Below are 11,637 nucleotides of genomic sequence, written 5' to 3' on the forward strand. Positions count from 1 at the left end.
ATCTGTAGGATCGTTCAACTGATCAGGAAAATGCTTAAATGATCAGTGTTAACTCGACTGAGTGGCTTAGTGCAAGGAAAGTAGGCAGTGCCTTGCGAACAATCGTAACTAATGATCTGATTAGTATATTTTATTCCAATCAGCAATCGTCACATCGCTATTGTCGTAATTGATAGCTTCTGCTGTAACCTTAGATATCTCATTTAATAATTGAATATCTTCTGCGTCCGTCACGGTTACTGGAGCAACAATGACCGAGTTATTTGATTTTACCTGTAGTGAGTAAGAGTTATTCGTTAGAACACCGTTGGTTTCCACTACCGATAGCCCGTTTAAGCTTAGGGGATGAGCTAGGGAATACTCAGCAATTAAATTCGCGGTTTGTAACTCTTCAGCACTGAACTTCACACCTTTAAAACCATCGTAATAGTAACGGCCATGGATCAGGGAATCTTCGAATTTGAATGCATCAACGAATAGAGATGTAGCCTTGTTAGGGGCCTTTGTCTCATAGTTTACTTGAACAAAGTATTCGGTTTCGGTTGAATCTTCACTTACGAAACCAGGAATTAATTTGCCTCCAGATTCGACAGCACTTGAAGCGACTGACACTGTACCGTAGCCAGACTCGGCGCGGCTCTCAACTTTAAACTTCTCGTTGTCACTATTACAGTCCTGACATGCCACGTTGATAAACTTTGAATACGCTTGCGTAGGATCTGAGGAGTTTTTATTAACTTGAGTACGTCTAAACAGACCTGTTCCAGGAGTGTCATCGCTTGATGTTTGATAGAAAGTAAAAGACTCAAATTGCTCTTCGGGCTCGTCACTGAAGTTATAACTGTTTTCAAGAATGAAGACGAGTTCACCGCCAGTGTTACCTACGTTTGAGCTGTAAGCAATGATCTCTTGGGGAATTGAGGATTCAAATTCTGATTTTGCGGTGCTCTGATTTAACTTGGGTGCCCAATCATTTGGATCTTGGCATTCGCCTTTGGATGCGAAATAGATAATAGAGACGGGGAGCGTAGTGATACCATTTTTTGTGCCGTATTGATCGACAACATAATCAATACCCGGCCAATTCTTCGCTTCTACGTTTTCTGCAATACAGAAATCCATCACCTCTTTATCGACACCTTGTGTCTTAGGGTTTTTCTTCAAGTAGTCAACGACAAAGCCGACTTCTTGAGATGCGTCGATCAACTCCTGTCTAGTTTCCAACGGAAGTTCCGTGTTCTGCGAACCCGTAGTCAAAGATGTTAGCAATCCAGTTGGGGAGGTTTTTAATTGCTTAACATTTGTTGCGTCCATATAAAGCGCAGCAGAGTCAAAAAATGACGCTTTAAGCTTAGTTGTAATCATTTCATCAATGCTACTACGCATGTTCTCACCGACTTCATGAGCACCATTGTAGTGGGCGTTAACGATAGACGAAGAGAATAGGCTTATACAAATGGTTGAAGCTAAAACGGTTTTTTTCATAATACTAATCCTTCAATATCTATTGTTTAACTTGACTGAATTTGGTCGGTGTAGAGATAGATAGGCTCGTCTTTCCGACAGGCAAGTTCATAATCGTATTAACGCCTTCTGAGCTCAGTTTTTTTGATTGCAAATCTACCTTGTTCAGTTTTTGGTTTAGAGTAGATTTAGTCGCGGTAACTTGCTGGGTTTTAGGCTTTGAAGTGGTGGTTGATTTTTTTGAACTATCTCCCCCGCAGCCGATCAAAGCTATAGGTAATATAATTGCACTGATATGTAGAAATTTAATCATTGTTATGGGACCTCATATAACATCGGGGAGACCAACCTAGTAGCTGATTGGGTTATTAAGCTTTGTATCAACTGCTTACAATTCATTTTATAAGTCATACTGCCAAAACGGAGCAACCGATTGCGTTAAACAGAAGTTCCATATTGTTCAGTGCAAATTGGTGAGTCGAGACTGTGAATAAGATATAAGGTGCACTAATTAATAAAACTCTAGGTTATTCATGTTCCGCGCTTTTAATCTACTTTCTCTAATTATCCTGGCTTCTTCCGTATCTTTTTACGTTAAGGCTAGTGGTTCGATTACCATCGGAGTTCAAACCTCAGGATTTTCTCCGTACGTTGTTGTCCAAGAGGGGGAGGTTTCGGGATTATTGCCTGAATTGACCGGTTTCTATGCAGAGCGTGAGTTGAATGGCTTGGAGTTTGTCGGTTTTCATTCTCCGTCGGATCTAAATAACGTACTTAAAACTGAACAAGTTGATGCCATTATTACGGCTGAACAAAATGTTTCTAGTAGCGGTGTTATTTACTCTAAACCTATCTTATCTAGTCGAATGGTTAGCCTAAGTAGTGAGCCTATTGAAAGCCACTTATTAATGAAGGGACGAAACCTGGCTTATTTTGAAGACTCGAGTAACGCGTCTTCTGTGAAATCGCTTCTCCCATTTTCTTCTTTTAAGTCATATTCATCCTATCAAACCGCGATTGCTGCTGTAGCTCGAGAGAACGCGTTAGCCATTGTTGATGATGGAGTGTTACTGCACAACAAGTTAATGAATAGCCCCTATGAGTTATTTTTGTCGGTCAACTTACATGATGGTTTACCCTTAAATAATTATGTTATTGCCTTACTGGATACGCCTGAAAATAGGAAGTTGCTGGGTATTATCAATAACGCTATAAACCAAGATAACTCAAGCAAGCTTGTTAATATTCGCAAAAAGTGGTTGAACGAAATACAAAGGCGTCTTCTGTTAGTCGTTAGTAAAAACAAGCTGCTATTAACTGAAAAAGAACAGCAGTTCCTTCTTCTTAATCCGAACATATATGTATCATCGACGGCAGACTCTAAGCCTATATCTTTCATGAATAGTGAAGGTAAGCCTGATGGTATTTCGATTGATATATTGAGTGAAATATCCCGACTTACGGGGTTAAACTTTATTTACGACAACGACCTCGATTTACAGGGCAACCAAGCTCATCCAGTTTCTCTTCCAGTAATTCATACTAAGGCGACACCTTCTACTGGTGACGATGAGCATCACCTCTATTCTAAGCCTTTCATGGTTGAGCCGTGGGCACTGGTTGGTAAAAGTGATACGAGTAAATTGGCGGTATTCGGTGAGTTAACGAAGAGCTCCGTTATTGGAACTATAAACGACAGTGTCGGAATAGAGCTTGTGAAACGCTATTGTGAGGCTTGCCTAATTAAGACCTATAGCTCTGAGTTGCTTTTGCTCGATGCCGTGGATACAGGAGAGGTAGACTCAGCGATGCTTTCGCTCTATTTAGCGTCTCCTCTATTACAGGGCCAGTATTCAGGGTACTTACGCGTAACAAGCCTGCTATCTAAAGACAACGATATTCCAGTCGCCTACAGTGTCGAAGCCGACCAAGAAGTGCTGAACAATATTATTAACAAAGCGCTGTTCGCCATACCTCATCACAAGTATCAGCAGATCAAGAAGCATTGGTTGGATGTGTCTTATGAATCAGGCGTGGATACGGCAGATGTTATCTTGGGTGCTGCCATTTTAATCTCTGTAGCATCGGTGCTCATTATGCTTGTAATGGCATGGAGCTGGAAACTAAGACGTGAAGTTGAAGATCGAAAGCGAACTGAATCCGCTCTCAAACATCAAGTGGAGTTCGAGCGTTCATTGTTGGACGCAATGCCGTTTCCTATTGTTGTGCGTAACTTGGATAACCAGATAATCAGTCTGAACAGTGCCGCGCAGCAGCTTACTGGTTTTGATTTAATCGAAGGAACCATCGTTAATAACTCCGATGAAGACACAATGATCCATCACGGGGTTGTTTTGCCTCGCTTAGAAAAAGAAGTCGTTTCGCCGCAAGGCAGTAAACACTACGCGTATTGGAAGTGCCCTTATATCTCCAACGGGAATATCGAAGGCTCAGTGACCATTCTTGATGATCTTACTGAGCTTTACGAAGCGAAAAAAATTGCAAAAAGTGCCGATGACCGAGTACAGAAACTGGCGAACAATTTGCATGGCGCGGTTATACAGCATATTCAGCCCAAACGAAGTCTTCACGATATTGAATTCGTCTTTATTAGTAATGGGGTAGAGGAGCTTTTAGGGCTTACTCCTGCTCAATTGCGCCGCTCTCCAATTAGTTTTTTCGCACCGCTTAATGCTCAGGATCGTCGAACCTTAATTAAGAAGGTACGTAGTGGAAATAAAGAGGGAAAACTAAGCCTCGATATTGGAGTGAATATTGATAACCAAAACCGATGGCTCAATTTGCAGAGTAAGATTTCTGATCTTGGTGATTATTATGAATGGGACTCTGTTCTTACTGATATCACTGAGCTAAAACAACAGCAAGAAGAGCTAACACAAGCAAGACAAAGTGCTATCGCTGCCACAGAGGCCAAGTCTCGATTTTTGGCAAACATGAGTCATGAAATCCGCACTCCATTGGGAGGGATTGTTAGCTTGTTGGAATTGTCAGAGCAATATGAAGTTGGTTATGAAGTTCAAAAAATCCATACAACGCTGAGCCAATCTGCGAATAACCTACTGCATATTGTTAACGATATACTCGATTTCTCGAAGATTGAAGCCGGTAAGCTGACCCTAGATTATCAGCCTGCAAGTCTAGATACATTGACTCTTAGAGTGACTCAGTTGCAGGCGAGGCAAGCTCACGCCAAAGGGTTACAGTTCAAATTTTGGTTAGACCCTGAGTTGAATGATTTAGTCTTAATGGATGATATTCGTATTGGACAGGTTTTAAATAACTTGTTGAGCAATGCCATTAAATTTACAGAATATGGAACCGTAGGTTTAGCGGCAAAGTTACTCGACCTGGATGGTGAACAGCAACAAATTTGTTTCGAGGTGTTTGACAGTGGCATCGGTATCAGTGAAGAACACATTCGAAACCTATTCCAACCTTTTGTTCAAGCCGATGAAGGAACCACGAGGAAATATGGTGGTTCAGGCCTTGGTTTGACTATCTCGAAGCAACTCATTGAACAAATGGGTGGGAGTCTTAACGTAACGAGTAAGATCAACATTGGTTCAACGTTCTCTATTACGCTGCCGCTTAAAACGCTCGCTGAAAATAACAGGGCGGACATGAATGGCAAGGTGGCGCTACTTACCAAAACGTTCATGCAGCAATCTGAATTAGAGAACTATCTAACATCTTGGGGTATTAAGGTTATCTCAAAGAATGTTCAGGTGACTAAAGAGCTCGCACACTGGGTCGATACCATTGAGCCTGATTTTGTGTTTATTCCTCATGAGCTAGATCAGAGCATTGATACGTTCGCCGAAAGCGTGCAGTTTATTTGTGTCAGTGAACAAGGAATGCTTTCGCCGGCGCCATGCAAATTGGGCTGGAATCTGTCAGCAAACCCATTGTTGCCTTCGCAGTTGATGCACTGTTTGCACAACTGTCCTGCGTTTGTGGAAGATGTTGTCCAAGATGATAATAATCTGAAATTGAGTACTGAGTCGCGCGAGTCTGCCAAACAGAATCAAAGACTTATCTTAATAGCGGAAGATCACCCAATCAATCAACAGATAATTCTTCAACAAATTGAGCAATTAGGTTTCCATGCCGACATGGTAGATAACGGCAAGGAAGCACTTGTTGCCTTAGATAATGAAGATTATGGGCTGCTAATTACCGATTGCCACATGCCTGAGATGGATGGCTACGAATTAACGAGGCAGATCCGAGTAAAAGAGCAGACCCAAAACCAACCTCGTCTTCCGATCATTGCGTTAACCGCAAACGCTGTGCAAGGCGAAAATGATAAGTGCTTTGAGATTGGTATGGATGACTTCTTATCAAAACCAACCAAATTAAGGGTGATTGGCGACACCATAATCAAACATCTTGATAAGGTGCAATCTGTTGTCGATAAGCCTTGTATTAGTTCCTCGGAGCCTAAAAGTGAGCCGAGCTCTGCTCCGATTGATCTCGCCAACTTAACCGAATTGTTTGGTGACCAAGATCTCGTCATGCAGATCATCACTGACTTTATCAAGAGCCATCAAGCTGACATGCCTCTGCTTCAAGCTGCGTGTGAACAGCGAGATCTCGAAGCCATTAAACAGGTAGCTCATAAGATGAAGGGAGCTGCAAAAATGGTAGGCACAGAGGACATTGCCAATCAATTGCAAACAATGGAATTGGTCTCCTTAAGTGACTTAGATGGTATTCAAGCACATTACGATAACCTCGAACAGCTGACGAACCAATTGAAGACTTATTGTTCAGAATCAATCAAACCATTTAAGGAGCTACCATGAACCAGCATGTTGTAGTGATAGAAGATCACCCTTTTCAATTGAATGTAATGGGGATGGTTTTAAAGAGTTTGGGTATGGAAAATGTCCAACCTTTTGAATGTGGATATAAGGCTCTAGAGTTTATTGAAGCCTCTTCTGTCGATTTGATCTTATGTGATCTGAATATGCCGATGATCGATGGTATCGAACTCCTAAAACGCCTTGCTGAGGCCGATTTTCAAGGCAATATCATCATCACAAGTGCGGAAAGCAAAACAGTGCTCGATGCCGCAAGGAAGATGTGTAAAGCGTTTAACCTGAATTTGCTTGGTGTTCTTGAGAAGCCAATAGCAAAAGAGTCGCTGTCAAAGTTAATTAACCTTAACTCTACAAAAGAAGCGGCTGCTTCTAATTCTAATAGCGACATCGTTATTACGGATGAAGACATAGCAAAAGCGGTAAGCAACCAAGAGTTTATGTTCTATTACCAACCGATAGTGTGTATCCATAGTGGTGAATGGCGAGAAAGTGAATCGCTAATTCGATGGCAGCACCCTCGTTATGGCGTACTCAGCCCTTTTTTCTTTTTGTCTCGGTTACTTGAGTCAGGAAAAATGGGAGAGGTGATGAAGTATTTAATCAATCAAGCGATCAATGAGAAGTCATTTCTCGGAGAGCGGAGATTTGCAATAAACCTGACAGCTAAAGATATTATTGACGGTGATATTGTTGATTATATCTTCGCTTTGATCGACCAAGGTGAACTTGAGACAGAGCAGATAAAATTGGAATTAACAGAATCTGATTTAGTTGAAAGTGTCGCTCTTGCTTTAGCGTCCACCACGAGGATATGCATGCGCGGTATTCCCCTGGCGATTGACGACTTTGGAACAGGTTACTCTTCACTCAAGCAATTAGATGACCTGCCATTTTCAGCACTGAAACTGGATATCGACTTTGTGAAAAACATTCAGAGCAGTCGTTCAAGCCATGCCATTGTTCGCGCTACTCTCTACTTGGCTCACTTATTAGAACTGAGTACGGTTGCTGAAGGGGTTGAGGATCATTCTCTTTGGATGGACATTCGTGAAATCAGTAATGTCGACACATTGGTTCAGGGCTATTTTATCGCTCGTCCAATGCCCGCTCGTAAACTATTAGAGTGGAAAGAAGACTGGGACAGCAAAATTAAAGAGCTGAACTTAATTAAAGAAATTAAATAAGCGGGCTTTGAACATAACGGTAAATTTGTTTAGTGAATGTGTTCGCTATTAAATATGAACAAACGTTACCATCAGCCACAACCAGCGCTAATGAAAAAACCTTATGCTATTGTCTCGCTATATCAACATTAAAGTACAGTTTATTGTACTGCTCTCAATAATATCTCTTAGCCTAGCTGCCATTATCTCAATAAATGTCTTTATTCATAATGATAATAGTCAGCGCCTAAAGCAGTTAGAGTCAAGTTACTACCCTGCACTTGAGCATGCGACGAAAATATATTCTCTTTTACCTAACGTGAAGCAACAGTTCGAAGCTGCTGTCGTGATGGAAGATGAGCAAGCTCTCGATTTTGCACGTCAAATTTCTTCTGAACTGCAAGTTGAAGCGAGTCGTGGTGCCGATGTTTTACCTTCACAAGCGACAGCTTTTAATAAACTGTCACAACAACTAGCAAGGTACACGGATTCTGCGTACGCGCTGAGCGAAGATTTTATTAATCTCAATGACTCTTTCGAGAGCCTGACCTCCAGAGCGAACCAACTTAGCACTGAATATGATTCATTAGTTGCGTTAAGCGAGACGTTACGTGCATCCGCGAGTCAGAAGGTCGTAGACACTATCTTGCACTCTGAAAAAGCCGCAAACGACGCTGCGAATCAATCTATTTGGTTAGGTGTGTTCTTTTTGATCTCTGTGATTTCGGTTGGTTACGCAATATTCAAATCGGTTATTAGCTCAATATTGCTTGTGACAGAAAAGATGAAGGCGATTGCGACTGGGGATGGTGACTTAACGGTACGCATCGACTACGCAGGAAAAGATGAGATATCAACGCTTGTTGAGAGTTTCAATCAATTCATTGAAAAGCTACAAGGCATTATCGCGAGTACGTTAAGCATTGGACACGAGCTTGAGGTTGTCAGCGACAAGATTCGTAGCGAGTCGAATCAAACCTTGGCTCTAAATAGCACTCAACGTGATCACATCGAAGAGGTTACCGAGGCGGTCAATAACATCATCGACCTCATAGAACAAGTTGTTAACTTTGCATCGCATGCAGATTCTCAAGCTCAAAAAGCCAATTCTAGTGCTCAAACAGGAACACAAGTGGTTCTTAAAACGAGTAAAGAAATTGAAGAGCTTGCGACAAACATCCGTGATACGGCCTGTAAGTTGAAAGAACTCGATCAGAATGCAAGCAATGTTGGCTCAATACTAAACACAATACAAAGTGTCGCTGAGCAAACGAATTTGTTAGCACTAAATGCTGCAATTGAAGCTGCGCGAGCTGGTGAACATGGCCGAGGCTTTGCTGTTGTGTCCGACGAAGTGCGCGTGTTAGCGAACAATACTCAACAATCCGCAACAGAAATTAATGCCTTGTTGGTCGACCTTAAGTCCGGCTCTAACGCTGCTGTTGGCGCTATGGACCAAGGCTTAGCGAGCTCGTCACAGGCGGTTGGAGACGCGCAAAACGCGGGTGACTATCTATTAGAAATTAGTGGCCAGGTAGAAGAAATTACCGAGCTCAACAAACAAATTGCAAGTACTACAGAGCATCAAGCTCGTGCTTCAAAACAAATCCACACCCATATGGATGATTTTAGACAGTGCTCTCATCAAGTGTCTCAGTCGACAGATCAACTCGAAGCTCTAAGTCACCAACTGAGTGGTATCGTTACAGAGCTGAGTAAATCAACATCACAATTTAAAGTATAACGGAGAACAACAATGACTAACTCCTCTTTTCGCTTATTGCCGTTAGCGGTAGCACTTGCGACTTCATTCGCTGCACACGCTACAGATGAGCAAAAATTGGCTGAGCTTGAGAACAAGGTCGCTATTCTTGAAGCAAAAGAACTAAATTCAGTCGCTGATAAATTTAGCTTCAATGGTTTTGCGTCTTTGAACATGCAACTTGGTAACAATAGCCATGGTTTCATGAAGTCACAAAACAAAGTACGCTTTGATGAAGGTTCTCTAATTGGTTTGCAAGGTGAGTTTGAAGTTAACGACTCTACTTCAGCTGTAGTGCAAATGGTTGCTCGCGGTAACAAGAAAGAAAACTGGACACCGGATGTTGAGTGGGCATTTCTAAGCCATAAAGTAACACCAAATTTGACAGTCCGTGGCGGTAAGCTACGTCTTCCTCTGTTCATGTACTCTGACTACCTAGAAGTGGGTTACGCTCAAACAAGCGTTCGCGTTCCTAGTGAAGTTTATGGTTCTGTGGTTCTTACGTCACTTACTGGTGGTGATTTCATCTATGACGTTGAGTTAGACGACAGCACTGTATCATTCCAAGGTTTCGTAGGTTCACAAAAGCTTTCAGCGTCTAAGCATAGCTACAATGCTGATACGCAGTTTGATGACATCGCTGGTGGTGTGATCAACTGGACAGACGACACTTGGACTTTACGTACGGTTTACGCTCAAGCAGTGGTAAGCTCAACAACAAACTGGAACGTTAAGAATAAGCCACCTATTTTAAACACAACGTTTAACGATGAGAAAGCGAAGTTCTACGGTGTTGGTGGTCGATACGACAACGGTAACCTATCGCTAGTTTCAGAAGTTACTCGTACAACGGTTGAAGGTTTCTATCACGATGTAGATTCTGCTTACCTGACAACGGCTTACCGTGTGAACGAATTCACGCCTTACGTAACTGTAGCGCACATGGAATCGACAGACGATGCAGAACGTAACAACCAGGTTAAACGTCAATACGTAAACATGGTTAAGAACCCAAGTGCTGCTACTAAATATGCTTTCGGCTCTGCAGCCGCTATCTCTAGCAACATGAATATCCAACGCACAACTTACAGCATCGGTACTCGTTGGGACTTTATGCCTAATATCGCGCTGAAAGGTGATGTTAGCTACCTAACCAACTTCGGTTCAACTAATGGTGGTGTTAACGCATCTTACAAGAACGAAGACAACATCTTGTACACAGTTAAAGTTGACGCGGTATTTTAAGGAAGAGAATTATGTTTAAAAAAGCATTGGTAGCCGCTGCTCTTCTTAGCAGCATGAACGCTTTCGCTGGTTTGGTTGTTGTTGGCAACCCATCAATGAATGAGCTTGACGCTTCAACAGTTAAAAAACTGTATCTAGGTAAAGCAAAGTCTCTACAGATTGAAGCGGTAGACTTGGAAGACGGTCACCCACTTAAGGGTACTTTTCACCAAGCAATTACAAAGAAGACAGAAGCACAGCTTCAAGCTTACTGGGCAAAGCGAGTATTTACGGGTAAAGGTCAACCACCTAAAGCTGTAGGTCAAGAAAGCTTAGCGAAAGACATGGTCGCTAGCTCTTCAAACAAAATTGCTTATATCGATGACTCTTTAGTTGATAGCTCAGTTAAGGTTCTTCTAAAGCTTTAAGTTTGAGCTATAAAATAAAAGCTTGAGCTGCAAAGTAAAGGCTTTTCGTGTGGCGCTCTAATAGGGCGCCACTCTTACATTGGCTTACATACTGCTCGAACTCTCTTACTTACCGCTTACAATCGCTTGTCAATTCCCTATCTTATTGTTTAATAAGGCAATCTTGCTGGTTGCTTTTTGCTCTATTTTCTAAAAAATCCAAATTTTTTATATTTTTATTCATTTAGTTTGTTTGATATAAAAATGGGCATGTTGAGATTATTTGGTTGAGTTATAGAATGCGCGGGTAATATAAACAAATAGGTGAGGATACAATCTGATGCTAAATGACAAAAGAACAAAAATCTTGAGCTCAGCAGAAAAGCTATTTATTTCTCAGCCTTATAGTAAAGTTTCAATTCGGTCTATTGCTAAGTCTGCGGGTGTAAGCCCCGCGTTAATTCTTTATTACTTTAATAACAAAGAGCAATTGTTTGATCAGCTCATCGAAGAGCATACAAGTCGTTTTCAAGATCAGTTCTCAAAGTATCAGAGAGTGGATGGAATACAACTACAACACTTACTTTCTGAACTTATCGAGTTTTGGGAAGCTTCGCCTAACATCTTTTTACTATTCACTTTTGGCGGAAGTTCATACAATTACGAAAATGTTCAACGCCTTAAAGAGTCTAAGTTTGGTTACACCTACAATAAGACTCGGCTTTGTTGCGTAATTCAATGGAACTAAATCAAGAACCTACGATCTGATCAGC

At 41.7% G+C, this 11,637-nt stretch carries 8 protein-coding genes; 6 read left to right on the forward strand and 2 right to left on the reverse strand.

The features are described 5' to 3' along the window. Positions 1-120: 120 nt before the first annotated feature. Both AB6E08_RS21365 and AB6E08_RS21370 read right to left on the reverse strand, forming a co-directional pair. The gene (locus AB6E08_RS21365) at positions 121-1,485 is read right to left on the reverse strand and encodes a hypothetical protein (RefSeq protein WP_009846432.1); all 1,365 of its coding nucleotides are present in this window, start codon (positions 1,483-1,485) and stop codon (positions 121-123) included. 19 nt (positions 1,486-1,504) lie between these two features. Further along, a complete protein-coding gene (locus AB6E08_RS21370; protein ID WP_009846433.1) occupies positions 1,505-1,777 on the reverse strand; it encodes a hypothetical protein in 273 nt (90 codons plus the stop codon). A 220-nt stretch (positions 1,778-1,997) separates the two neighbouring features. Between AB6E08_RS21370 and AB6E08_RS21375 the strand changes: the two genes are divergently transcribed. The 6 genes from AB6E08_RS21375 (at position 1,998) to AB6E08_RS21400 (ending at position 11,612) form a co-directional block, all read left to right on the forward strand. After that, the gene (locus AB6E08_RS21375; RefSeq protein ID WP_372065147.1) at positions 1,998-6,290 is read left to right on the forward strand and encodes an ATP-binding protein; all 4,293 of its coding nucleotides are present in this window, start codon (positions 1,998-2,000) and stop codon (positions 6,288-6,290) included. Then, positions 6,287-7,492, forward strand: coding sequence for an EAL domain-containing protein (locus AB6E08_RS21380; RefSeq protein ID WP_012603664.1), 1,206 nt, complete (start codon positions 6,287-6,289; stop codon positions 7,490-7,492). Before AB6E08_RS21375 ends, AB6E08_RS21380 begins: the two co-directional genes overlap by 4 nt. 103 nt (positions 7,493-7,595) lie before the next feature. Continuing rightward, positions 7,596-9,215, forward strand: coding sequence for a methyl-accepting chemotaxis protein (locus AB6E08_RS21385; RefSeq protein ID WP_009846436.1), 1,620 nt, complete (start codon positions 7,596-7,598; stop codon positions 9,213-9,215). A 12-nt stretch (positions 9,216-9,227) separates the two neighbouring features. Further along, positions 9,228-10,478, forward strand: a complete 1,251-nt coding sequence (locus AB6E08_RS21390) for a hypothetical protein (protein ID WP_122046838.1) — start codon at positions 9,228-9,230, stop codon at positions 10,476-10,478. Between the two features lie 11 nt (positions 10,479-10,489). Then, positions 10,490-10,885: a phosphate ABC transporter substrate-binding protein gene (locus AB6E08_RS21395; RefSeq protein WP_009846438.1), complete on the forward strand. Its 396-nt coding sequence runs from the start codon at positions 10,490-10,492 to the stop codon at positions 10,883-10,885. A 346-nt stretch (positions 10,886-11,231) separates the two neighbouring features. Continuing rightward, positions 11,232-11,612 (forward strand): TetR/AcrR family transcriptional regulator, encoded by a 381-nt coding sequence (locus AB6E08_RS21400; protein ID WP_372160248.1) that lies wholly within the window; start codon positions 11,232-11,234, stop codon positions 11,610-11,612. Positions 11,613-11,637: the final 25 nt, after the last annotated feature.

It is taken from the genome of Vibrio sp. 10N.247.310.24, from assembly GCF_041467175.1.
GTDB classification, from domain to species: domain Bacteria; phylum Pseudomonadota; class Gammaproteobacteria; order Enterobacterales; family Vibrionaceae; genus Vibrio; species Vibrio tasmaniensis_A.

Coding starts and splice junctions, on each gene's coding strand:
- AB6E08_RS21365 (WP_009846432.1), bottom strand. CDS start 1,485: ATGAAAAAAACCGTTTTAGCTTCAACCATTTGTATAAGCCTATTCTCT.
- AB6E08_RS21370 (WP_009846433.1), bottom strand. CDS start 1,777: ATGATTAAATTTCTACATATCAGTGCAATTATATTACCTATAGCTTTG.
- AB6E08_RS21375 (WP_372065147.1), top strand. CDS start 1,998: ATGTTCCGCGCTTTTAATCTACTTTCTCTAATTATCCTGGCTTCTTCC.
- AB6E08_RS21380 (WP_012603664.1), top strand. CDS start 6,287: ATGAACCAGCATGTTGTAGTGATAGAAGATCACCCTTTTCAATTGAAT.
- AB6E08_RS21385 (WP_009846436.1), top strand. CDS start 7,596: ATGCTATTGTCTCGCTATATCAACATTAAAGTACAGTTTATTGTACTG.
- AB6E08_RS21390 (WP_122046838.1), top strand. CDS start 9,228: ATGACTAACTCCTCTTTTCGCTTATTGCCGTTAGCGGTAGCACTTGCG.
- AB6E08_RS21395 (WP_009846438.1), top strand. CDS start 10,490: ATGTTTAAAAAAGCATTGGTAGCCGCTGCTCTTCTTAGCAGCATGAAC.